The sequence below is a fragment of the Klebsiella sp. BDA134-6 genome (genome assembly GCF_015601345.1).
Lineage (GTDB): Bacteria > Pseudomonadota > Gammaproteobacteria > Enterobacterales > Enterobacteriaceae > Klebsiella > Klebsiella grimontii.
The window spans coordinates 3,253,026-3,275,423 of record NZ_CP064784.1 but is presented as its reverse complement, the minus strand read 5'-3'; the positions used below and the strand labels follow the sequence as shown (position 1 = coordinate 3,275,423).

The following is a 22,398-nucleotide window of genomic DNA, read 5'->3' as shown; positions in this document are numbered from 1 at the left end:
GTTACTGTTTTATTTTTTCAGACATATGTTGGGGGGCGCGTTCATCCGCCTTTGCGACGGTCGCTTGTAAGAAAAGTAAACCATCATCAAAAACCGATGGAAGGGAAAACTATGCGTATTGGTGTACCAAAAGAGAGACTCGCCCAGGAAACCCGGGCCGCCGCCACGCCGAAAACGGTGGAGCAGCTGCTTAAGCTTGGGTTCAGCGTCGCGGTAGAAAGCGGTGCCGGTAAGTTGGCCAGTTTCGACGACGAAGCCTTCGTTCAGGCTGGAGCGGAGATCGTGAGCGGTGATGACGTATGGCAGTCTGACGTCATTCTGAAAGTTAACGCGCCCGATGACGATGAAATCCTGCTGCTTAATCCCGGCACGACGCTCATCAGCTTCATCTGGCCGGCGCAAAACCCGCAGCTGATGGAAATACTGGCGGCGCGCAACATCAACGTGATGGCGATGGATTCGGTGCCGCGTATTTCGCGCGCGCAGTCGCTGGATGCGTTAAGTTCAATGGCTAACATCGCCGGCTACCGCGCGATCGTGGAAGCCGCCCACGAGTTTGGCCGCTTCTTCACCGGTCAGATCACCGCGGCAGGTAAGGTACCGCCCGCGAAGGTGATGGTGATTGGCGCCGGGGTTGCCGGTCTGGCGGCCATCGGCGCGGCAAACAGCCTTGGGGCAATCGTCCGCGCGTTTGATACCCGCCCGGAAGTGAAAGAACAGGTGCAGAGTATGGGCGCCGAGTTCCTTGAGCTGGATTTTAAAGAGGAAGCGGGCAGCGGCGACGGCTATGCCAAAGTCATGTCTGAAGCCTTTATTAAAGCCGAGATGGCGCTGTTTGCCGCGCAGGCCAAAGATGTCGACATCATTGTCACCACCGCCCTGATTCCGGGTAAACCGGCGCCGAAGCTGATTACCCGCGAAATGGTTGACTCCATGAAGCCGGGCAGCGTGGTGGTTGATCTGGCGTCGCAAAACGGCGGCAACTGTGAATACACCGTGCCGGGTCAGGTGGTCACCACCGCCAATGGCGTGAAGATTATCGGTTATACCGATCTCCCTGGCCGCCTGCCGACGCAGTCTTCGCAGCTGTATGGCACCAACCTGGTTAACCTGCTTAAGCTGCTGTGCAAAGAGAAAGACGGCAATGTCGTTATCGATTTTGATGATGTCGTTATCCGCGGCGTTACCGTGGTTCGCGAAGGTGAAATCACCTGGCCCGCGCCACCCATTCAGGTATCTGCTCAGCCGCAGGCGGCAGCGAAAAAGGTTGAAGCGCCAAAAGCTGAAGCGAAACCGAGCTCGCCGCTGCGCAAGTATGCGCTGATGGCGCTGGCGATTATTCTGTTTGGCTGGCTGGCCAGCGTGGCGCCGAAAGAGTTCCTCGGCCACTTTACCGTCTTCGCGCTCTCCTGCGTGGTCGGTTACTACGTCGTCTGGAACGTATCCCACGCGCTGCATACGCCGCTGATGTCGGTCACTAACGCCATTTCCGGCATTATTGTGGTCGGGGCATTGTTACAGATAGGCCACGGCGGCTGGGTCAGCTTCCTGAGCTTTATCGCGGTGCTGATCGCCAGCATTAATATTTTTGGTGGTTTCACCGTCACTCAGCGCATGCTGAAAATGTTCCGCAAAGGATAAGGGGTAACAAATGTCTGGTGGATTAGTTACAGCTGCATACATTGTTGCCGCGATTCTATTTATTTTTAGCCTGGCGGGGCTTTCCAAACACGAAACCTCCCAGCAGGGCAACTACTACGGTATTGCCGGGATGGCGATTGCCCTGGTGGCGACCATCCTGGGTCCGGACAGCAGCAACGTCGCGTGGATCCTGCTGGCGATGGTTATCGGCGGCGCTATCGGTATTCGTCTGGCGAAGAAAGTTGAAATGACCGAAATGCCGGAGCTGGTGGCGATTCTGCACAGCTTCGTGGGCCTGGCGGCGGTACTGGTAGGTTTCAACAGCTATCTGCAGCATGAAACCGGGATGGAGCAGATTCTGGTCAATATTCATTTGACCGAAGTGTTCCTCGGCATCTTCATCGGCGCGGTAACCTTCACAGGCTCCGTCGTGGCGTTTGGCAAACTGTGCGGCAAGATGTCTTCAAAGCCGCTGATGCTGCCGAACCGTCATAAATTGAACCTGGCGGCGCTGGTGGTTTCTTTCCTGCTGCTGATCGTTTTCGTACGTACCGACAGCATCGGTATGCAGGTTCTGTGCCTGCTGGTGATGACCGTTATTGCTCTGGCGTTTGGCTGGCACCTGGTGGCCTCCATCGGCGGCGCGGATATGCCGGTCGTGGTGTCAATGCTGAACTCCTACTCCGGCTGGGCGGCGGCGGCGGCGGGCTTTATGCTCAGCAACGACCTGCTGATCGTAACCGGCGCGCTGGTAGGCTCTTCCGGTGCGATTCTGTCCTACATTATGTGTAAGGCGATGAACCGTTCGTTCTTCAGCGTGATTGCCGGTGGCTTTGGTTCTGACGGCACGGCCTCTACGACGGATGAAGAAGTGGGCGAGCATCGCGAAATCAGCGCCGAAGAAACCGCTGAGATGCTGAAAAGCTCCCAGTCGGTGATCATCACCCCGGGCTACGGCATGGCAGTGGCTCAGGCCCAGTATCCGGTCGCGGAAATCACCGAGCGACTGCGCGCGCGCGGGATCAAGGTACGTTTCGGTATTCACCCGGTTGCCGGGCGTCTGCCGGGCCATATGAACGTACTGCTGGCGGAAGCGAAAGTCCCGTATGACATCGTGCTGGAGATGGATGAGATCAATGATGATTTCTCCGATACCGACACCGTACTGGTGATCGGCGCTAACGACACGGTTAACCCAGCCGCGCAGGACGATCCGGGCAGTCCGATCGCCGGTATGCCGGTGCTGGAAGTGTGGAAAGCGCAAAACGTAATTGTATTTAAGCGTTCGATGAACACCGGCTACGCCGGCGTACAAAACCCGCTGTTCTTTAAAGAAAATACCCACATGCTGTTTGGCGATGCCAAAGCCAGCGTCGATGCGATTCTGAAAGCACTGTAGAGCCTGGTCTTTTAAAACCTGTGCTTCTTAAGCCGTCTCCTGTGAGACGGCTTTTTTATATAGGTTACCAAGTGATTATTTGCTCATAAAATAATCAGGCGAGGGTGTTATAATAAGTCCGTTTTTCACCCAAACTGAGGATATTATGGATACCGAGTTAACCCCCACGCAACTGGCCATCGAATTTCTGCGCCGTGACCCCGCTGCTTTAACCCCCGCGCAGTATCTGAAAAAGCTGAAACTACTGGAACTTGAGTTTGCTGACTTAATGGCGCTTTCGTCCATGGAGCTGAAAGAAGAGATCGATCACGCCTGGCGTTTAGGTATCCACTAACGTTTTCGTTACCGATAAAGCGATTGAAGATAAGGGCCGGGTGGCCCTTTATTTCGTTTTACATTGCAAAAAAATCCCCCGCGCGGGCGGGGGACGAAGTTTTACTACTTTTACTGAAGGCGAGGGACTAGTCGTCTTCTTCGTCGTCCAGCTCAACCGGTGTCTGATATTGATCTGGCTTCAGCGCCAGCAGGTCGCAGCGCAGATGGTCAATCACCTGCTCGGCGGTATTGCCGAGGAAGGCCGCCGATAGGCCGGTACGACCCACGGTACCCAGCACCACGATGCCCGCCTGCAGATGTTCAGACAGATCGGGGATCACCTCTTCAGGAAGGCCTTTTTCAACGTGAGTGCGGCCTTCATCGATGCCGAATTTCTGCCGCAGTGCTTTCATGGCCAGCAAATGCTGACCGCGAATGGCGTCGTTATAAACGCTGGGGTCAAAATCAGGTAGCTCAATTGCGATATTGATGGGCGTGACGGGATAGGCGCCCACCAGGTGCACCTCGGTATGGTTGACCTGTTCCGCCAGCTCAATCGTTTCACGTACCAGCTTTTCATTGAGCGCGTTGTGGTAGTTTTCTTCGCTGGCGAGATTGACCGCCACCAGCGCTTTACCCCCTTCCGGCCACGGCTGATCTTTGACCATCCATACCGGACACGGGCATTTGCGCAGCAGGTGCCAGTCCGTCGGGGTGAAAATCACCGCTTCCAGCTTGTCGTGCTGGTGCGCCATCTTCAGCACTAAATCATGCTTGTCGCTGATGATTTCCTGGATAATGGCTTCGAAGGGACGATTGTGCCACACCACTTTAATATCAATGGGCACGCCGGACTCAATATAGAATTTTGCCTGCTCGCGGATCCAGGCGGTACGCTGGCCAATGACGCCCTGGCGCATGGCCGTGCGTTCGTCAGGAGACAGCAGAGTGGTCATTTCATAAGAAAAATCATAGATCGGCAAAAAGGCTTTGATGCGTCCACCAATCCGTTGGTGCAGATACACCGCGCGCCGCAATGCAGGCTGGTCGTCCTGATTGGGGTCGATTACTACCAGCATGTTCTGATACTTCGCCATACAGGGTCTCCTTACAACTGTAACTACAGTTTGTCCTTAAAAAGATAACCTATATGGATGAAATGAAACAGGGGAGGAACCTGGCCAGATCAACAAATTAGAAAAAAATTCGCGATCCGGCCGGATACAGAGGGGCTATCAGGCGACGTTGCGGGCCTGGCCAGCAAGCTGCGCCAGCAGGTCGCTGTTTTCAATGGTGATATATTTACCTTTAACCGCCAGCATACCGCTTTTCTGGAAACGCCCCAGCAGGCGGCTGATAGTTTCCACCGTCAGGCCCAGATAGTTGCCGATATCGCCACGGGTCATGGTGAGGCGGAACTCACGCGGAGAGAAGCCGCGCTGTGCAAAACGGCGGGACAGGTTGTAAATAAAGGCCGCCAGGCGCTCCTCTGCGTTCTTTTTGGATAGCAGCAGGATCATATCCTGATCGCCTTTAATCTCGCCGCTCATCAGACGCATCATCTGCTGACGCAGATTCGGCATCTTACCGGAGAGATCGTCCAGCGTTTCAAAAGGGATTTCGCAAACCATTGAGGTTTCCAGCGCCTGGGCAAAGCTTGGGTGGTGGCCGGTGCCGATGGCGTCAAAGCCAACCAGATCGCCCGCCAGATGAAAACCGGTGATTTGCTCATCGCCCTGTTCGGTGATGGTGTAGCTTTTAATGGTGCCAGAACGAATTGCATACAGCGATTTCAGCTCATCACCGGCTTTGAACAAGGTCTGTCCTTTCTGGATAGGCTTTTTCCGCTCGATGATGTTATCAAGCTGATCAAGCTCATGCTCGTTCAGAGTAAAAGGGATGCAAAGCTGGCTAATGCTGCAATCCTGGCAATGGATTGCACAACCGCCAGACTGAATGCGTCGTATAATTCGCTTTTCCGGGATCATAAGTCTGCTCAGGCTTTAATTGATATTGGTCAATTTTAACATCTTTTTGGTGAGCAGGTAAGTCTCGAACCCCTGAAACACGTAATATTAAAAGGGTAAATCAGCTACCTGATTTATCCAATTGAATACAAAAGGTTTATTTGATGAGAGATGATTGTAAAATTACCGGAAGATTCCAAAAAAGGCACTTACGGTCAAAGGAGCAGATAGCCTTCGTGGCGCAATAGCCACTCTTTACGCTGCACGCCGCCGGCGTAACCGGTCATGGTGCCGTTACGCCCGATCACGCGATGGCAGGGCACCACAATACTGACCGGGTTTGAACCGTTGGCGGCACCCACGGCGCGCGCGGCGCCCGGTCGCCCCAGTGCCTCCGCGAGCTGACCGTAGTGCATGACCTGTCCGCAGGGGATGGTACGCAGCGCTTGCCAGACTTGCCGCTGAAACGGCGTGCCGCCGGTGGCGGTCGGTAAGGTGTTGATAATCGCGAGATCCCCGGCGAAGTAATCGCTAAGCTTACTGCTCAGGCCTCCCGGATTACGGAAATCAACGCGTTTGTAGCCTTTAACCCGATAATGAATATCCAGCAGTTGCTCCATGCGGTCGCGGTGCTGATCCCACTCAACGGCCCGCAGGTTGAACTGCTCATCACAAATCACCCACAGCGGCCCCAGCGGGGTGTCAATTTTATCCTGCAACAGCGTCAGCATCGGTAATCCTTCATCGAGGTTATATTGGCAGAGCATCACCATACCACGATGCGATGTGGGCAAACCATACTCCGAAAAGGTCAACAAACAGGGTCAGCATGGACTATTAATTATGAGGTGAGGAAAGCGATGTTTATTTTTACATTAACTCGCAGACGCGTTGGCAAGGCGATTTTGCTACCTTTATCCGGCGGCGAATTCACCGGTAATCAACTGACGCCGTAGATAAACAGACTGGCTTTTCTTAAGTCAATGATCTCCCGGCGTGTCTGTGCGGGTTTTTACCAACAAAGGTGGTGATATGCAATATATGATGACTGGCGTTGTAATCGTGATTATCAGTGGCTTAGTGATTCATCTGGTCTCTTTGGCGATTGAAGGGTTGTATAAAATGATCAGTAACCGAACAACATGGCGTTAACGGTTTCGTGGCCTTCCCTGGCCTGTGGCGACATTATGGCAATCGTGGGTAAATACCCGGCCCGATAGGCAGCCCCACCAGATACCAGCCCACCAGCAACAGTAGCCAGACGGCCAGGAATATTAACGGATAAGGCAAGACCAGCGAATAGTAGGTTCCCAGTTTAGCCTCGGGCCGGTAGCGCTGTAAGAAGCCGAGAAACAGCGGCACAAACGGCGATACCGGCGCCAGCGGCAGCACCGATGAATCGGCGATACGGAACAGAATCTGCGCAAATGCCGGGTGAAAGCCCAGCAGCATAAACATCGGCACGAAAATCGGCGCCAGGATCGACCAGATTGCCGAGCCGCTGGCGATAAACATGCACAAAAATGCGGATAGCAGCGCCAGGCCGACAAACGCCGGTACGCCGTTCATTCCCGCGCTTTCCAGCAGATCCGTCAAGCCGACGGCCATAAATTTCCCCATGTTGCTCCAGTTAAACATGGCGACGAACTGGGCCAGCGGGAAGACCATCACGATAAAGCCTGCCATCTCCTTCATCGGCTCAATCATCAACTGCGGCAGATCGGCCTGACGGCGAATTTTGCCAGTGGCAATGCCGTAAGCCAGTGAAACGACGAAGAAGAAAAAGATAATGAGCGGGACGATGCCTTTTATAAACGGCGAAGGCATCACGGTATGCTTGATGGGATCGCGCAGAATACCGTTTTCCGGCACGACCATCAGCGCGATAACCGCCACAAATAACAGCGCGGCCACGCCAGCCACGCGCAGCCCGAAGCGCTGTTCCGGCGTCAACGCCTGCAGCGTTTCATCGCTGTTGCCTTGCCATTGACCTAACCGCGGTTCCACCAGTTTATCGGTAATCAACCCGCCAACCAGCGTGAGAACGATCACTGAGGTTGCCATAAAATACCAGTTATCAATAACGCTGACGTGGAGCGAGGCGTCAAGGGTTTTTGCCGCTTCGGTGCTGATGCCAGAGAGCAGGACATCGGTAGTAACGATGAGCAGATTGGCCGTGAAGCCGCAGCCGACGCCGGCGATGGCCGCCAGCAGCCCGGCAACCGGATGGCGGCCGACGGCGAGGAACATCAGGGCGCCCAGCGGCGGCATAATCACCAGCGCGGCATCGGAGGAGATATGGCTAAAGAAAGCGATAAACAGCACCATATAGCTGGCGTAACGGGCGCTAACGTGCGATGACATTTTCACCATCAGCGAAGGCAGTAGGCCCACGCGTTCCGCAAAGCCGGCCCCCAGCACCAGCGCCAGAATAGCCCCTAGCGGCGCGAAACCGCTGAAGTTCTTAATGACATTCGGCAAAAACCAGTGTAATCCCTCAACGCTGAGCAGGTTTTTCACCACGACTCGCGCGCCGTCGGTGGGGTTCTGTACCCCGACATTCAGCGCCGACAGGATGGCGGTGGCGACCATCAACGCCACAATCAGATAGATAAACAGTAAAAACGGATGCGGGACCTTGTTACCTATTTTTTCAACCCAGCCATAAAGCTTACCGGTGGGGGAAGGCGACGGTATGGATGACATACTCATGGGCGTTCCTCAGTTGTCGTTGTTGTGTTGGTTGTCTCTTTACCCCAGGACGTGTCAGCCGTTGTTTTTTTGCGCTTAACGCGTTGCCGTACGCCATCCACGGGCTTTGATTATTTTAAAATCGAAGGCTTGACCTCCTGCGGAATGGGGCACCGGTAGGGCCTTTCGGCTAAGACTTGTTCCAGCTCCTGCTGGCTGGCTGTTAATAACGCCCTGTCGCTGAACAGACGAATGGCCGTCGCGCCCAGCACTTTCCCCGCCAGCAGCATCCCTTTGTGGGCGATGGAGGATCTGCCCTGGCTCACCAATTGCCAGGAGTGTAGCGGCGTCCCGACGGCAAAGCAGGGGCTGAAGCACTGGGCCACCGGCGCTTTCCAGCTCACGTCGCCGACGTCGGTAGACCCCGCGAGGATGTTGTCCGTTGCCGCCCAGGGCGCAACTTCGTCAATCAGGATCGTCTCGCGGTGGCGGCGGGCGAACGCTTTCCCCCCTTCGCCACCGGTGTCGGCAATGTTTTTCAGGCTGTTATTGATATCGTTCGCGCTCAAGGTGGCGCGAATTTCAGCGGCGAATGCGCGCTCTTCCGCGCACCAGGGCGGCGTGCCGTAATGGCATATCGCCTGATACATCGCCGCTTCCAGCGTGCGGTTGGGGAGATAGCTGGAACAGGCTTTTTCGACGCGGCAACTGACGCTGGTCTCGGTCATCAGCGCGGCGCCCTGAGCAATTTTTTCGATCCGCGCGAAGATTTGCTGGGCGTCGGCCATTTCCGGGGCGCGAATGAGATACAGCACCTCCGCCTGCGCCTGAACAACGTTGGGGGAGACGCCGCCGGTATCGGTGATGGCGTAGTGCACCCGCGCCTTTTCGATAATGTGTTCGTTAAGGAAGTTGCTGCCGGTGGTCATCAGCGTCACGGCATCCAGCGCGCTGCGGCCAAGATGCGGTGAGTTTGCCGCATGCGCCGCGGTGCCGGTAAACCGCCACGCCGCCTGAATGTTGGCAAGGGTGCTGGTGCTGAACATCCCAGCCCAGGCTTCCGGGTGCCAGGTCAGGGCGGCATCAACGTCATCGAACAACCCCTCACGGACCATAAAGGTCTTTCCGGAACCGCCTTCCTCGCCGGGACAGCCATAGAAGCGTAGGGTACCGGTGCTGCCTTGCTGCTGTAGCCAGTTCCTGGCGGCGACCGCGGCGGCGAACGCCGCCGTACCGAGCAGATTATGCCCGCACCCGTGGCCGTTTTCTCCCGGCGTAATAGATGTGGGTTCCGCGCAGCGGGCCTGTTGGCTGAGCCCCGCCAGAGCGTCAAATTCGCCGAGCAGGGCAATCACCGGCTGGCCTGCGCCAAAGCTGGCGATAAAGGCGTTGGGGATCCCACCCGCATTGCGGGTCAATTGAAAACCTTCCGCTTCCAGCGCATCGGCTAAACGCGCGGCGGACCAGAACTCCTGAAAGCGGGTTTCCGGATGATCCCAGATATCATCGGCTATGGCGCAAAAATCGTTGCGTCGTCCCTCAATAACGTCATCGACAAATCGGTAAACTTTTTCCATCACACGCCTCGCTGCCAGGGAAAGTAAAGGGCGACGCGGGCCAACGTTGCGACTGCCAGGGTCATCACGTTTTCGTCGAAATCGAATTTTTCATTGTGGTGGCCGGCGCTCAGTTCGGTGCCGAAAATCATGTATGAGGCGAGACCGCCGCGCTCCTGGACCCGGGCCATCATCAGGGTGGCATCCTCCGAACCCGCCGGGGCAGCGATACGATCGACGGCCTGTTTAACGCCGGGGACCTGGGCCGTCTGCTGGCGCAGATAGTCCACCCACGCCGGCGACGGAGCGCTGGAGGTGGCCGCACCCATCAGCTGCAGCTGGTAACGGGCTTCATACATTGTCGCCGCGCCGGCGATCGCCTGCTTGGCCCGCTCAAAGACGTACTGGTTAATGACATCGGTTTCGCCACGGGTTTCGACTTTTAAGCGCGCGGAAGAAGGAATCACGTTACGCCCGGTACCGGCCTGCATGACCCCGACGTTAACCCTTGACGCCCCGGCGCTGTGGGGCGCGATGGCGTGCAGGGCAAGGGCGGCCTGAGCCGCCGCCAGTAACGCGTTACGGCCATCTTCCGGTTTACCGCCCGCGTGGGCGGCGACACCGCTGAACAGCACATCAAATTTGGTGGTGGCCATAAAGTTATCGCCGCCGCAGACGACGGTGCCGGAAGGGACGCCGGTACCGATATGAATGGCGGTGAAATAGTCCACGTCATCAAGCACGCCCGCCGCCACCATAGCGCGCGCGCCGCGGGTACCTTCTTCCGCCGGCTGGAAAATTAGCTTGATCGTCCCGTTGAGCTGCGCGGCATACTCCTTGAGCACGTGAGCCAGCCCCAGTCCGATCGCGGTATGGCCATCGTGGCCGCAGGCATGCATCATACCGTCGTTGCAGGAGGCAAAACGATCGCGATGCGGACGGTGACTATCGTCATGTAGCTCGTTGAGATCGAGCGCATCCATGTCGACGCGAAACGCCAGCGTAGGCCCCGGTCTCCCAGTGTCGAGGGTCGCCACCACCCCGGCGAAGCCGCCTTCAAACGCCGGCAGCCAGCGTTCCGGTGCACCCTGCGCGCGGGCGCGCTGGAACGCCTGCCTCAGGGTCTCTTCATCAGGTAGGCCCATACGGCTATCGGCATCGATAACGTCGCGACCCAGCGCCAACTGATAACCCAGATCGTCAAGTATCTCCGCCACCTTGCTGGCGGTGCGGAACTCCAACCAGCCGGATTCCGCATGCAGGTGAAAATCGCGACGCCATTCGGCCATTTTTGGCGCCAGCTGGTTGATGAAATCATAAAGTTGCGGCATAACCTTTCCCGTTATAAGCAAAAACTGTGATGGCGTTCACGAAGTGATAGCCTTTACTTATCGCTTATCACTTTCATGCACTCTCATCCTTAACCTGCCACAGCACGATCGATTACAGTAGATGTCATTTTCTTCTGTCTGATAAACACTGGTTATCACACACAACATGTCATTTCAGATTAAATTTCACCACATTCGCGCCTTCGTTGAGGTCGCGCGCGAAGGAAGTATTCGCGGCGCCAGCCGGGCGTTGGCGATTTCGCAGCCGGCGTTGACCAAAGCGATTAAAGAGCTGGAAGAGGGGCTCTCCGCGCAGCTGTTTGTGCGCCGTAGCCAGGGGGTGGCGCTGACCGAAAATGGCGAAAGCTTTTATCAACATGCGAGCCTGATCCTCGAAGAGCTGCGGGTGGCGCAGGATGAACTGCTGCAACGTCAGGGCGAGCAGGCCGGGCAGATTAATATTGGCCTTGGCGCCAGCGTAGCGCGTTCGCTGATGCCGTCGGTTATTTGCCGCTTTCATCAGCAGCATCCGCTGGTGAAGGTGCGGATTATGGAAGGACAACTGCTGGCGATGATTAATGAACTGCGCCAGGGTGAGCTGGATTTCACCATCAATACTTACTATCCCGGCCCGTACGATCATGAATTCAGTTTTGAAAAGCTATTTGAGAAACCCTTCGCGGTGTTCGCCCGCGCCGGTCACCCGGCGGCAAAAGCCACTTCACTGACGGCGTTGCTCGATCGCCACTGGACGATGCCGACGCCGCGCGGTAGCTACTTCAAACAGCTGCAGGAGATGTTTAACCAGGCCGGGCTGGCGCCAAAGGTGGATATTGTTTGCGAGACCTTCTCTTCGTGCATTAGCCTGGTGGTGAAAAGCGATTTTCTCAGTATTCTGCCGGTCGAACTTGGCAACGACCCGATGATGGCGGATAAGCTGGTGATGATCCCCATCCGTGAAGCGTTACCTAAAGCCACCTATTTTCTGATTCAGCGCCGCGATACGCGGCAGACGCCCTTAACCGCATCATTAATCACGCTGTTTCGTCGTCAGAGTCGACAACTGTTTCCATAATCGAGCAGGGGTGGTTAAACGCGTTGAGGAGGCGCCGCGAGGCGGCTATAGTAACAACCCGGTAGTAGCTGGAGGAACGCGCATGAACCTTGACGACAAATCCCTATTTCTTGGCGCCATGGAGGACGTTCAGCCTCTGAAACGTCATAACGATGTTCACTGGCATCCCGAGCGTAAGACCCGCCCCGTGCAGCGGGTTGACACCCTGCAGCTTGATAATTTCCTGACCACCGGTTATCTCGATATCGTGCCGCTGGCAACCGCCCTGGAATTCAAGCGCGAAGGCCTGCAAAGCGGCGTGCTGGAGAAGCTCCGCCGCGGCAAGTACGGCCAGCAGGCAAGCCTCAATCTGCTGCGCCAGCCGGTCGAAAAATGCCGACAAATGCTGTTTGCCTTTGTGGTTCAGGCGCAGAAGGAAGGGCTGCGAAATGTGCTGATCGTTCACGGCAAAGGGCGCGACGATAACGCCCACGCCAATATTATTCGCAGCTACCTGGCGCGCTGGCTGGTGGAGCTCCCGGAAGTCCAGGCGTTCTGCGCGGCGTTACCGCACCACGGAGGCAGCGGCGCCTGCTACGTGGCGTTGCGTAAATCGACGGAGGCTAAGCAGGAAAACTGGGAGCGCCACGCTAAACATAGCCGCTAGCGCATCAGCAGCGTCAGTTCCCGGGCTGCTTTTTGTAGCTCGGGTAACACCCGCGTAAGCATCTCTTGCGCGGAAACCTGCCCGGCGTGCACGCCGACGTTAAGCGCCGCCTGAATCTGCCCCTGGGGGTTAAACAGCGGCACCGCCAGCGAGCGCAGCCCCATCTCCAGCTCCTGATCGTTAAGCGCGTACCCCTGCTGATGGACGCGTTTAAGCTCGGCGCGCAGCTTGGCGACGGAATCGACGGTTTGCGGGGTATAGCGAATCATGGTGACCCGGCCCAGCATATCGTTCAGCTTCTCCTCCGGCTGAAAGCTCAGTAGTACGCGCCCCATCGAGGTCGCCCAGGCGGGCAGACGGCTACCGATATCGAGATCGATGGTCATAATGCGCGAGCTGGATGCGCGAGCGATATAAAGAATATCGTCGCCGTCGAGAGTGGCGATTGAGCAAGACTCATTGAGCATTTCGCTTAAATGCTTCAGCACCGGCTGCGCCGAGCGCGCCAGCGGCGTGGAGGCCAGCCAGGCGTGGCCCAGCGCCAGAATTTTAGGCCGCAGCTGGAAATTTTTACCATCTTCGGCGTACACAAAGCCCAGTTTGCTCAGCGTATACAGGCAGCGACGCACCGCCGCGCGCGGAATGCCGGTCTTCTGGCTGATTTGCGAAATAGAGAGCAGCGGGCGCTGCGGCGTAAACGCCTGGATCACCTCCAGCCCGCGCGCCAGCGAAGCCATAAAGTTCGGATCGCCCTTAAACGGGTCGCTATCGCCCGTTAGTAAATCGTCTGGATGTTTATCCATTCTCTTCTCCATATTTGCCGCCGATCACATTCTTTCGCTAAACATACACGATGTTCGATTATCGCACCATATTTCGATTATCGCCCTTGACCAACATCGTTAAGCGGGTCACATTTTGTGCGAACAACGAATAAAGGTGCGATTACCGCACATACAGGAGCGACCTGATGATTGATAAAAGCGTGTCGACGCTACGTGATGCCATCGCTGGGATCCACGACGGAGCGACCATAATGATTGGCGGTTTTGGCCCCGCCGGGCAGCCGACGTACCTGATAGATGCTCTGATAGAACAGGGGGCCCGCGATTTAACCATTATCAACAACAATGCGGGCAACGGCGAAGTCGGCCTGGCGGCGCTGCTGAAGGCCGGTCGGGTGCGCAAAATGATCTGCTCGTTCCCGCGTCAGGTCGACTCGCAGATTTTCGACGATCTTTATCGTCGCGGCAAAGTTGAGCTGGAGCTGGTCCCGCAGGGCAACCTCGCCGCGCGTATCCAGGCGGCAGGTGCGGGCCTCGGCGCGGTATTTACCCCCACCGGCTACGGCACGCCGCTGGCGGAGGGGAAAGAGACCCGCGAGATTGATGGTCGTCATTACGTTCTCGAATATCCCATCAAGGCTGACTTCGCGTTGATCAAAGCCCACCAGGGCGACCGCTGGGGAAACCTGGTGTATCGCAAAGCGGCGCGCAATTTCGGTCCGATTATGGCGACCGCCGCCAAAACCACCATTGTGGAAGTTTCGCAGCTGGTGCCCCTCGGCGAGCTCGACCCGGAAAGCATCATTACCCCGGGAATTTTTGTTCAGCGCGTCTACTCCCTGGAAAACCTGACTGCCGCTAAAAGCGCCTGAGGAACCCGTAATGCAAAAACTGACTCGCGATGAAATGGCCCAGCGCGTAGCCCGCGATATTCCCGAAGGCGCTTACGTCAACCTGGGGATCGGCTTACCCACCCGTATCGCCAACTACCTTCCTGCCGATAAAGAAATCTTCCTGCACAGCGAAAACGGCCTGCTGGGAATGGGGCCAAAGCCGCGGCCTGGCGAAGAGGACCCGGAGCTGATTAACGCCGGAAAAGAGTATGTGACTCTGCTGCAGGGCGGCTGCTATTTCCACCACGGCGACTCCTTCGCCATGATGCGCGGCGGCCATCTCGATATCTGCGTGCTCGGCGCCTATCAGGTTTCCGCCAGCGGCGATCTGGCGAACTGGAGCACGGGCGCGCCCGACGCGATTCCGGCCGTCGGCGGGGCGATGGATCTGGCCATTGGCGCTCGTCAGGTCTTCGTGATGATGGATCACCTGACCCGCGACGGTGAATGCAAGCTGGTCGAGCACTGTACCTACCCGCTGACCGGCGTCGGCTGCGTCAGCCGGATTTACACCGACCTGGCGGTTATCGATATCAGCGAAAGCGGTCCGGTGGTGCGGGAAATCTTCAACGGCCTCTCTTTTGAGGAACTGCAGCGTATCACTCCGGTGGCGCTGACTTTTGCACAACTGGCGGAAAGCGCGTAAGGAACCTATGATGAATCAGGCATTTATCTGTGATGCGGTGCGGACGCCGTTCGGCCGCTTTGGCGGTACTCTGGCCACCCTGCGCGCCGACGATCTGGCGGCGCTGCCGCTGAAGGCGCTGCTGGAACGCAACCCGGGTCTCGATCCGGCGCGTATTGATGATGTGATTTACGGCTGCGCCAACCAGGCGGGAGAAGATAACCGCAACGTCGCGCGCATGGCGCTGCTGCTGGCCGGGCTGCCGGAAAGCGTACCGGGCAGTACCGTTAACCGCCTGTGCGGTTCGAGCCTTGATGCGATCGGCATCGCAGCGCGCGCGATTAAAAGCGGCGAAACTCAGCTGATGATTGCCGGCGGCGTAGAAAGCATGTCGCGGGCGCCGTTTGTGATGGGCAAGGCCGAAAGCGCCTATAGCCGCACGATGCGGATGGAAGATACCACCATCGGCTGGCGCTTCATTAACCCGCAAATGAAAGCGCTGTACGGCGTGGATTCGATGCCGGAAACGGCGGAAAACGTGGCGGACGATTTCGCCGTTTCGCGGGCAGATCAGGATGCGTTTGCGCTGCGTAGCCAGCTACGTACGGCGGCGGCGCAGGAGGCGGGGCGTTTTGCCGACGAGCTGATCGCCGTCTCGGTGCCGCAGCGCAAGGGCGAACCGCTGCTCTTTAGCCGCGATGAGCACCCGCGCAGCACCACGGCGGAGGCGCTGGCCAGGCTTCGCGGCGTGGTTCGTCCCGACGGTACGGTGACGGCGGGTAACGCCTCCGGCGTTAACGACGGCGCCTGCGCGCTGCTGCTCGCCAGCGAGCAGGCGCTGGCCGCCAATGATTTACGCCCGCTGGCCCGTGTGGTGGGCGTGGCGACGGCAGGAGTGGCGCCGCGTATTATGGGATTTGGCCCGGCGCCGGCGGTACGTAAGGTGCTGGCGCAAACCGGCCTGACGCTTGGGCAGATGGACGTCATTGAACTGAATGAGGCTTTTGCCGCTCAGGCGCTGGCGGTCACCCGCGATCTGGGCCTGCCCGACGATGCGGCGCACGTCAACCCTAACGGCGGCGCGATTGCCCTCGGGCACCCGCTGGGGGCTTCCGGCGGTCGTCTGGCAATGACCGCGGCGTATCAGCTGCGCCGTACCGGCGGGCGCTATGCGCTGTGCACCATGTGTATCGGCGTCGGTCAGGGGATCGCGCTGATTATTGAACGCGTTTAAGGAGCCATAATGAGTTTGTTGACCCCGATGATGCGCACCAGTCCGCTGACCGCCTGGTTCAGCGATGCGCAGCGGGTGCAGGGGATGCTGGATTTTGAAGCCGCGCTGGCGCGCGCCCAGGTCGAATGCGGCCTTGTGCCGCAGGCGGCGCTTAATACCATTATCGAGAGTTGCCGGCACGAAAACATCGACTTTGCCGCGCTGGGGCAGGCCGCCGCCAGCGCCGGAAATCTGGCGATCCCGCTGGTCAAACAGCTGACCGCGCGGGTTAAACAACGGGATGAAGCTGCGGGGCGCTACGTGCACTGGGGGGCGACCAGCCAGGATGCTATTGACACCGGCTTTATCCTGCAGCTGCGCGGCGCGCTGGCGGAAACGGAGTCCCTGCTGCAGCAACTGCTCGATGCGTTGGCCAGCCAGGCACAGCGATATCAGGATACGGTGATGCCGGGCCGGACCTGGATGCAGCACGCGCTACCGGTGACCTTTGGCCTTAAGCTCGCTGGGACGCTGGATGCGCTGCTGCGCTGGCAGACGCGCTTGCGGGAAATGCGTTCACGGGTGCTGGCGCTGCAGTTTGGCGGCGCGGCGGGCACCCTGGACTCCCTTAAAACCCATGCGCCGCAGGTCGCCGTCGCGCTGGCGAAAACCCTCGACCTGCAGCTGCCGGACACGCCCTGGCATAGCCAGCGCGACCGGCTGCTGGAGGTGGGGGCGTGGTACGCGGGCGTCTGCGGCACGCTGGGTAAATTCGCCAATGATTTTTCGCTGCTGATGCAAACCGAAGTGGCGGAAGTGGCGGAGCCGGTCGCTGAAGGGCGCGGCGGCTCATCCACCATGCCGCATAAACGCAATCCCATCTCCTGCGCCGCTATTTTGACCGCCGCTCAGCGTACGCCAGGACTGGTGGCAACGCTCTATGCCGGGCAGATTCAGCAGCACGAGCGGGCGCTGGGCGGCTGGCAGGCCGAATGGGAAACGCTGCCGGAGCTGATAACTCTCGTCGGCGGCGCGCTGGCGCAGAGCGAAGCGCTGGTGCGCGATATGCAGGTCTTCCCGTCTAAGATGCGCGCCGACCTCGATATCACCCATGGCCTGATTATGGCCGAAGCCGTCACCCTGGCACTGGCGGAGTTTGTCGGCAAAGCCGAGGCTCATCATCGGGTTGAGGCGCTGTGTCGCCAGGCGCTGGATGCGTCACGTTCGCTGTTGAGCGTGCTAGAAACCGATCCGCTGGTCAGCGAGCATCTCTCCGCCAGCCGTTTAACCCAACTGCTGGATCCGACCACGGCGACCGGCAGCTCAGCACTCTTCGTGCGCCAGGTTGTGGCGCGCTATAAGGAGCAACGTCATGAATGTTGATTATCAGATAGACGGGCCGCAAGACGCGCCGGTCATCGTTCTCTCTAACTCGCTGGGCACCACCCGGGCGATGTGGCAGCCGCAGCTTGAGGCGTTAACGCAGCATTTTCGCGTCCTGCGCTACGATACCCACGGCCATGGCGCCACCCGTAAAAACGGTAAAGTGACGCTGGCGCAGCTCGGCGAAGATGTGATTGCGCTGCTCGATCATCTTAATATCGCTAAAGCCTGGTTCTGCGGGATTTCTATGGGCGGGCTGACCGGCCTGTGGCTGGGGCGCTTTGCGCCGGAACGCTTTCACGGCCTGGTCGTCGCCAACACCGCGGCGCGGATTGGCGATCAGGCGGGCTGGCTGTCACGCGCCCGCGCGGTGCGTCAGGAAGGGATGGAAGTGGTCGCCGCGGGCGCCGCGGATCGCTGGTTTAGCCACGCCTTTCGCCAGAAGACGCCGGAAGTGGTGGAAGCGCTCTGTCACCAGTTGACCCATATTGATGCTGAAGGCTATGCGGCCTGCTGCGAAGCGCTGGCTGCCGCCGATCTGCGCGCAGAAGTCGTACAGATCCCGATTCCGGTGCTGATCGTCGCCGGAGAAAGTGACCCTGTCACAACGGTGACGGATGCCGACTTCCTGCATCAGCAGATCCCGGTCTCCGAAGTGGTCGTGCTGGCGGCATCGCATTTATCGAATATCGAAGCGCCGAAAGCGTTCAGCTCGGCGCTGCTGGGTTTTATTCAGGGAGGAAAGCATGGACGATAAGCAGCGTTATCAGCGGGGAATGGAGGTACGGCGCAAGGTGCTCGGCGATGCTCATGTCGATAAGACGCTGGAAAAGCTGACGCCGCTTAACGAATCATTTCAGGATTTCATTACCCGCTACGCCTGGGGAGAGACCTGGACCCGGCCGGGGCTCGATCACCATACCCGCAGCATGATCACTATCGCCATGCTGATCGCCCTGAACCGCGAAGCTGAGCTGAAAATGCACCTGCGGGCGGCGTTTAACAACGGGGTTACTCGCGATGAGCTGAAAGAGCTGATTATGCACTCCGCGCTCTACTGCGGCCTGCCCGCCGCCAACGCCACGATGCATCTGGCACAGCAGGTATTTGACGAGATGGATGCCGTTTAGACGCCACCCGGCAGGTTTGTCGCTCCTCGCAGGCCGTCATGCGACGGCCTGCGACAGTTACCCGCCCCTGGTGGCGGGTAATATCATCCTCTTTGCTGCGAACAGCCTGCGCACTGTTTATTCTGGATCTGCTGGAAGAAGTCATTGCCTTTGTCATCCACCAGAATAAACGCCGGGAAGTTTTCCACTTCGATTTTCCAGATAGCTTCCATCCCCAGTTCAGGATAGGCCACACACTCCAGGCTCTTGATACTCTGCTGCGCCAGCACCGCTGCCGGGCCGCCGATGCTGCCGAGGTAAAAACCGCCGTGCTTATGGCAGGCGTCGGTGACCTGCTGGCTGCGGTTGCCTTTGGCCAGCATCACCATGCTTGCGCCGTGGGATTGCAGCAAATCGACGTAAGAGTCCATGCGGCCAGCGGTGGTGGGGCCAAGGGAGCCGGACGCATAGCCTTCCGGGGTTTTCGCCGGACCCGCGTAGTAGATCGGGTGATCTTTGACGTACTGCGGCAGTTCTTCACCGTTATCGATAAGCTCTTTCAGCTTCGCGTGGGCGATATCGCGGGCCACAATAATGGTGCCGTTGAGCGTCAGACGCGTCGAGACCGGGTGGGCGGAAAGCTGGGTCAGAATCTCGCTCATCGGCTGATTAAGATCGATGCTGACGACCTTGCCTTCACCCTGCTGGCGCAAATGTTCGGGAATATACTGACCTGGGTTGCTCTCCAGTTTCTCAATCCAGATACCGTGGCGGTTGATTTTGGCTTTGATATTGCGATCCGCCGAGCAGGAGACGCCCATGCCCACCGGGCACGACGCGCCGTGGCGCGGCAGGCGGATGACGCGAATATCGTGCGCGAAGTATTTGCCGCCGAACTGCGCCCCGAGACCGAGGTTTTGCGCCTCAAGCTGCAGCGCCTGCTCCAGCTGAATATCGCGGAAGGCCTGACCGTGCTCGTTGCCTTCGGTCGGTAGTTCGTCGTAGTAGTGGGTAGAGGCCAGCTTAACCGTTTTTAACGTCGCTTCTGCCGAGGTACCGCCAATCACAAAGGCAATATGGTACGGCGGGCAGGCGGCGGTGCCGAGGGTACGCATTTTTTCAACGAGATAGTCTTTCAGCTTCGCCGGAGTGATTAACGCTTTGGTTTCCTGATATAGATAGGTTTTGTTAGCCGAGCCGCCGCCCTTGGCCATACAGAGGAATTTATATTCATCGCCGTCGACGCTGTAGAGGTCGATCTGCGCGGGGAGGTTAGTCCCGGTATTAACCTCTTTGTACATATCCAGCGCAGCGTTCTGCGAATAGCGCAGGTTATCCTCGGTATAGGTGTTATAGACGCCGCGGGCGAGGGCCGCTTCGTCGCCGCCGCCGGTCCACACGCGCTGGCCTTTCTTACCCATAATAATCGCCGTGCCGGTATCCTGGCAGGTCGGCAGCACGCCTTTGGCGGCGATTTCAGAGTTACGCAGGAACTGCAGCGCCACGTACTTATCGTTATCGCTGGCTTCAGGGTCGAGAAGGATCTGCGCGACCTGTTTTTGGTGGGACACGCGCAGCATAAACGCCGCATCGTGGAAAGCCTGTTGAGCCAGAAGGGTGAGGGCCTGAGGGGCTACTTTGAGGATCTCCTGGCCTTCGAATTCGGCCACGGAGACATGCTCTTTGCTCAGCAGATAGTATTCAGTCTTATCTTTTGCTAGCGGAAACGCTTCCTGATAGACAAACGGTTTAGTCGACATTGTTTTGCTCCCTAAGAGTAAAACCGCCGGGGTTTAACGCCCGACGGTTATGAATCAGAACATCATGGACATCCACGGATAGCCAATCAGCAGCAGGGCGGCCAGGAAGATGGCGCCGAAAATGGTGCCGAGACGCCAGTAGTCTTTGGTCGGCAGATAGCCGCTGCCGTAGTAAATTGGGCTGGGGCCGGTACCGTACGGGGTGATGATCCCCATCACGCCGAGGGAGGTCACCATCAGCAGCACGAACACCTGCATATTCATCCCCGGAATGGTGGAGGCGATAGTCAGCATCGCCGGCAGCAGCGCGGTGGTGTGCGCGGTGGTGCTGGCAAACAGATAGTGCAGCAGGTAGAACGCCAGCAGCAGGACGACGGTCGCGACGCCCGGGGAAATGCCGCTCATCAGCGCGCCGCCCTCTTTACCCAGCCAGGCGATAAAACCGGTAGAGGAGAGGCCGTCGGCCAGCGCAACCAGGGTGGCGAACCAGGCAAAGGTGTTCCATGCCGCTTTGTTGCTGGTGATATCATTCCACGAGAGCACGCCGGTCCACAGCATCAGGACGATAACCAACAGGGCGGCCAGCGCTGGTTCAATCCATTCGGCGGCGAAGATCCACATCATCAGCGCGAAGCAGACGAAGACCAGCAGCAGGATTTCATTGCGCGACAGGCGGCCCAGTTTTTCCAGCTCGCGGGCGGCCCACAGCGGCACTTCATCGTTGATTTTCACTTCCGGCGGGTAGAACCAGTAGGCCAGCAGCGGCATCGTCAGAATCAACAGGATACCCAGCGGCAGGAAGGCGATAAACCAGGTGCCCCAGGAGATATTAATGCCGACGATGCTTTTCACCAGCGCCAGCGCCAGCAGGTTCGGCGCGAGCGCGGAGAGAAACATCGAACTGGTGATGCAAGCGGCGGTGATCGCCACCCACATCAGGTAGGAGCCGATGCGGCGCGCGCTCGGGTCGTTAGGTTTAGAGCCGTACAGCGGCGGCAGGTTAGCGATAATCGGGTAGATGGTCCCGCCGCTGCGCGCGGTATTGGACGGCGTGAACGGCGCCAGCAGCAGGTCGGCGAAGGTGATGGCGTAGCCCAGCGTCAGGCTGCGGCGGCCGAGATATTTCACCAGAATCAGCGCCAGACGGCGGCCAAACTGGGTTTTATCGTAGCCGGCGGCAAACATGAAAGCACCGAAGATAAGCCACACGGTGGAGTTACCGAAACCACTCACCGCCCATTTAAAGGAGGCGCCGGCAAGCTTAAAGTTCGGCGCGGCCAGCTGTTCAGGGCTAAAGAGTAGCCACTGGCTGCACAGGGCGATGACCACGACGCCGGTAATACCAATCACCGCGCCGGGCAGTGGTTCGAAGATCAGACCGACGATCACGCCGACGAAAATGGCAAAGTAATGCCAGGCGTAAGGGGGGAGCCCTTCGGGCACCGGAACGAATAAGAGTAAGACGGCAACGATAATGGGCATCGCCATCATCAGCAGACGTTTATAAGCAGCATTTTTTGCTGCACCGGCAGGCGGTATGGTTGTCTTTTTCTCTTTCATAATGAGTATCTGCAAGTAGTTAAAAATAAGGTTTTGTCACCGGTTAACCGTTCGGTTTCTTTAGTTTCTAAAGTTTCTTTAATTATTAATGGCCGTTTTTGGATATTCCGGTGACCGTTATTTAACGCGTTTTGTTGAGCGCTAAATTAAAATTCTTGGTTATTTATATATTGCGCTTTCATGCGCCGTTGCAATTGATTGAGATCAAGAAAAGCGGGTTGTCAGATACTTTTTTATTATTTCAGATAACCCTGTTTAGTGAGGTGTTAATTTGTGTGAAATATAGCTGAATGTTAAATTTTAATTGGTTTTTATAATGCAATTTTAATTTATTTATATGAATAATAAGGTTTTTTCTGGTTATTTTTAAGGTTGCATATGTTAACAATGGTTTCCAGTTTGTTATCATTTATCTCTGTTGTGTGAATAAAATATTTTTAATTAATAAT

The 22,398-nt window shown here is 57.5% G+C and carries 20 protein-coding genes; 11 read left to right on the top strand and 9 right to left on the bottom strand.

Features of this window, described 5'->3' with window-relative positions; all coding sequences use genetic code 11:
* The first annotated feature begins 111 nt into the window (after window positions 1–111).
* The 3 genes from pntA (at window position 112) to IYV58_RS15085 (ending at window position 3,374) form a co-directional block, all read left to right on the top strand.
* Window positions 112–1,641, top strand: a complete 1,530-nt coding sequence (pntA, locus tag IYV58_RS15095) for a Re/Si-specific NAD(P)(+) transhydrogenase subunit alpha (protein ID WP_195729108.1) — start codon at window positions 112–114, stop codon at window positions 1,639–1,641.
* Between the two features lie 10 nt (window positions 1,642–1,651).
* Window positions 1,652–3,040 carry a Re/Si-specific NAD(P)(+) transhydrogenase subunit beta gene (gene pntB / locus IYV58_RS15090; protein WP_004119627.1) on the top strand — a complete coding sequence of 463 codons (1,389 nt, stop codon included), beginning with the start codon at window positions 1,652–1,654 and terminating at the stop codon, window positions 3,038–3,040.
* 145 nt (window positions 3,041–3,185) lie between these two features.
* On the top strand, window positions 3,186–3,374 hold the full coding sequence (locus IYV58_RS15085) for a YdiH family protein (protein ID WP_004102581.1): 189 nt from the start codon (window positions 3,186–3,188) through the stop codon (window positions 3,372–3,374).
* A gap of 127 nt (window positions 3,375–3,501) precedes the next feature.
* Here IYV58_RS15085 and uspE read toward each other — a convergent pair whose 3' ends face one another.
* The 6 genes from uspE to IYV58_RS15055 form a co-directional block, all read right to left on the bottom strand.
* Window positions 3,502–4,452: a universal stress protein UspE gene (gene uspE / locus IYV58_RS15080; protein WP_004119628.1), complete on the bottom strand. Its 951-nt coding sequence runs from the start codon at window positions 4,450–4,452 to the stop codon at window positions 3,502–3,504.
* A 138-nt stretch (window positions 4,453–4,590) separates the two neighbouring features.
* Window positions 4,591–5,343, bottom strand: coding sequence for a fumarate/nitrate reduction transcriptional regulator Fnr (fnr, locus tag IYV58_RS15075; RefSeq protein ID WP_004102577.1), 753 nt, complete (start codon window positions 5,341–5,343; stop codon window positions 4,591–4,593).
* A 194-nt stretch (window positions 5,344–5,537) separates the two neighbouring features.
* Window positions 5,538–6,053 (bottom strand): methylated-DNA--[protein]-cysteine S-methyltransferase, encoded by a 516-nt coding sequence (gene ogt, locus IYV58_RS15070; protein ID WP_004119629.1) that lies wholly within the window; start codon window positions 6,051–6,053, stop codon window positions 5,538–5,540.
* 454 nt (window positions 6,054–6,507) lie between these two features.
* Window positions 6,508–8,034: a p-aminobenzoyl-glutamate transporter gene (gene abgT, locus IYV58_RS15065; protein ID WP_004119634.1), complete on the bottom strand. Its 1,527-nt coding sequence runs from the start codon at window positions 8,032–8,034 to the stop codon at window positions 6,508–6,510.
* A 110-nt stretch (window positions 8,035–8,144) separates the two neighbouring features.
* Window positions 8,145–9,590, bottom strand: a complete 1,446-nt coding sequence (locus IYV58_RS15060) for a M20 family metallopeptidase (protein WP_004119635.1) — start codon at window positions 9,588–9,590, stop codon at window positions 8,145–8,147.
* On the bottom strand, window positions 9,590–10,900 hold the full coding sequence (locus tag IYV58_RS15055; RefSeq protein ID WP_087828188.1) for a M20 family metallo-hydrolase: 1,311 nt from the start codon (window positions 10,898–10,900) through the stop codon (window positions 9,590–9,592). Before IYV58_RS15055 ends, IYV58_RS15060 begins: the two co-directional genes overlap by 1 nt.
* Before the next feature lie 166 nt (window positions 10,901–11,066).
* Here IYV58_RS15055 and IYV58_RS15050 point away from each other — a divergent pair, with 166 nt between their 5' ends.
* Window positions 11,067–11,975, top strand: coding sequence for a LysR family transcriptional regulator (locus tag IYV58_RS15050; RefSeq protein WP_004119644.1), 909 nt, complete (start codon window positions 11,067–11,069; stop codon window positions 11,973–11,975).
* Window positions 11,976–12,057: 82 nt separating this feature from the next.
* Window positions 12,058–12,621, top strand: a complete 564-nt coding sequence (gene smrA / locus IYV58_RS15045) for a DNA endonuclease SmrA (RefSeq protein WP_049112153.1) — start codon at window positions 12,058–12,060, stop codon at window positions 12,619–12,621.
* Here smrA and IYV58_RS15040 read toward each other — a convergent pair.
* Window positions 12,618–13,424, bottom strand: coding sequence for an IclR family transcriptional regulator domain-containing protein (locus IYV58_RS15040; RefSeq protein ID WP_112164868.1), 807 nt, complete (start codon window positions 13,422–13,424; stop codon window positions 12,618–12,620). The genes smrA and IYV58_RS15040 overlap by 4 nt on opposite strands.
* Before the next feature lie 167 nt (window positions 13,425–13,591).
* Between IYV58_RS15040 and IYV58_RS15035 the strand changes: the two genes are divergently transcribed.
* Genes IYV58_RS15035 through pcaC form a run of 6 tightly spaced genes read left to right on the top strand, consistent with a single transcriptional unit; the run spans window position 13,592 to window position 18,650 of the window.
* A complete protein-coding gene (locus IYV58_RS15035; protein WP_087828187.1) occupies window positions 13,592–14,278 on the top strand; it encodes a 3-oxoacid CoA-transferase subunit A in 687 nt (228 codons plus the stop codon).
* 10 nt (window positions 14,279–14,288) lie between these two features.
* A complete protein-coding gene (locus IYV58_RS15030; protein WP_004119648.1) occupies window positions 14,289–14,945 on the top strand; it encodes a 3-oxoacid CoA-transferase subunit B in 657 nt (218 codons plus the stop codon).
* Between the two features lie 10 nt (window positions 14,946–14,955).
* Window positions 14,956–16,158, top strand: coding sequence for a 3-oxoadipyl-CoA thiolase (pcaF, locus tag IYV58_RS15025; RefSeq protein ID WP_049115851.1), 1,203 nt, complete (start codon window positions 14,956–14,958; stop codon window positions 16,156–16,158).
* A gap of 9 nt (window positions 16,159–16,167) precedes the next feature.
* Complete coding sequence (locus IYV58_RS15020; RefSeq protein WP_049123315.1) at window positions 16,168–17,520, top strand: 3-carboxy-cis,cis-muconate cycloisomerase; 1,353 nt, start codon at window positions 16,168–16,170, stop codon at window positions 17,518–17,520.
* Window positions 17,510–18,277 (top strand): 3-oxoadipate enol-lactonase, encoded by a 768-nt coding sequence (gene pcaD, locus IYV58_RS15015; RefSeq protein WP_004119651.1) that lies wholly within the window; start codon window positions 17,510–17,512, stop codon window positions 18,275–18,277. Before IYV58_RS15020 ends, pcaD begins: the two co-directional genes overlap by 11 nt.
* On the top strand, window positions 18,267–18,650 hold the full coding sequence (gene pcaC, locus IYV58_RS15010) for a 4-carboxymuconolactone decarboxylase (protein ID WP_004119652.1): 384 nt from the start codon (window positions 18,267–18,269) through the stop codon (window positions 18,648–18,650). Before pcaD ends, pcaC begins: the two co-directional genes overlap by 11 nt.
* 83 nt (window positions 18,651–18,733) lie before the next feature.
* On the opposite strand, the gene fumA is transcribed toward pcaC, so the two are convergent.
* Both fumA and IYV58_RS15000 read right to left on the bottom strand, forming a co-directional pair.
* The gene (gene fumA, locus IYV58_RS15005) at window positions 18,734–20,389 is read right to left on the bottom strand and encodes a class I fumarate hydratase FumA (RefSeq protein ID WP_004119653.1); all 1,656 of its coding nucleotides are present in this window, start codon (window positions 20,387–20,389) and stop codon (window positions 18,734–18,736) included.
* Between the two features lie 54 nt (window positions 20,390–20,443).
* Complete coding sequence (locus IYV58_RS15000; RefSeq protein ID WP_004119654.1) at window positions 20,444–21,949, bottom strand: anion permease; 1,506 nt, start codon at window positions 21,947–21,949, stop codon at window positions 20,444–20,446.
* Window positions 21,950–22,398: the final 449 nt, after the last annotated feature.

What these genes read in the sequence shown, in the direction of transcription:
- pntB (WP_004119627.1), top strand. Translation starts at nt 1,652, where the DNA reads ATGTCTGGTGGATTAGTTACAGCTGCATACATTGTTGCCGCGATTCTA.
- fnr (WP_004102577.1), bottom strand. Translation starts at nt 5,343, where the DNA reads ATGATCCCGGAAAAGCGAATTATACGACGCATTCAGTCTGGCGGTTGT.
- pntA (WP_195729108.1), top strand. Translation starts at nt 112, where the DNA reads ATGCGTATTGGTGTACCAAAAGAGAGACTCGCCCAGGAAACCCGGGCC.
- IYV58_RS15050 (WP_004119644.1), top strand. Translation starts at nt 11,067, where the DNA reads ATGTCATTTCAGATTAAATTTCACCACATTCGCGCCTTCGTTGAGGTC.
- IYV58_RS15055 (WP_087828188.1), bottom strand. Translation starts at nt 10,900, where the DNA reads ATGCCGCAACTTTATGATTTCATCAACCAGCTGGCGCCAAAAATGGCC.
- abgT (WP_004119634.1), bottom strand. Translation starts at nt 8,034, where the DNA reads ATGAGTATGTCATCCATACCGTCGCCTTCCCCCACCGGTAAGCTTTAT.
- IYV58_RS15000 (WP_004119654.1), bottom strand. Translation starts at nt 21,949, where the DNA reads ATGAAAGAGAAAAAGACAACCATACCGCCTGCCGGTGCAGCAAAAAAT.
- IYV58_RS15085 (WP_004102581.1), top strand. Translation starts at nt 3,186, where the DNA reads ATGGATACCGAGTTAACCCCCACGCAACTGGCCATCGAATTTCTGCGC.
- IYV58_RS15060 (WP_004119635.1), bottom strand. Translation starts at nt 9,590, where the DNA reads ATGGAAAAAGTTTACCGATTTGTCGATGACGTTATTGAGGGACGACGC.
- IYV58_RS15020 (WP_049123315.1), top strand. Translation starts at nt 16,168, where the DNA reads ATGAGTTTGTTGACCCCGATGATGCGCACCAGTCCGCTGACCGCCTGG.
- uspE (WP_004119628.1), bottom strand. Translation starts at nt 4,452, where the DNA reads ATGGCGAAGTATCAGAACATGCTGGTAGTAATCGACCCCAATCAGGAC.
- ogt (WP_004119629.1), bottom strand. Translation starts at nt 6,053, where the DNA reads ATGCTGACGCTGTTGCAGGATAAAATTGACACCCCGCTGGGGCCGCTG.
- IYV58_RS15030 (WP_004119648.1), top strand. Translation starts at nt 14,289, where the DNA reads ATGCAAAAACTGACTCGCGATGAAATGGCCCAGCGCGTAGCCCGCGAT.
- smrA (WP_049112153.1), top strand. Translation starts at nt 12,058, where the DNA reads ATGAACCTTGACGACAAATCCCTATTTCTTGGCGCCATGGAGGACGTT.
- fumA (WP_004119653.1), bottom strand. Translation starts at nt 20,389, where the DNA reads ATGTCGACTAAACCGTTTGTCTATCAGGAAGCGTTTCCGCTAGCAAAA.
- IYV58_RS15035 (WP_087828187.1), top strand. Translation starts at nt 13,592, where the DNA reads ATGATTGATAAAAGCGTGTCGACGCTACGTGATGCCATCGCTGGGATC.
- pcaD (WP_004119651.1), top strand. Translation starts at nt 17,510, where the DNA reads ATGAATGTTGATTATCAGATAGACGGGCCGCAAGACGCGCCGGTCATC.
- IYV58_RS15040 (WP_112164868.1), bottom strand. Translation starts at nt 13,424, where the DNA reads ATGGATAAACATCCAGACGATTTACTAACGGGCGATAGCGACCCGTTT.
- pcaC (WP_004119652.1), top strand. Translation starts at nt 18,267, where the DNA reads ATGGACGATAAGCAGCGTTATCAGCGGGGAATGGAGGTACGGCGCAAG.
- pcaF (WP_049115851.1), top strand. Translation starts at nt 14,956, where the DNA reads ATGAATCAGGCATTTATCTGTGATGCGGTGCGGACGCCGTTCGGCCGC.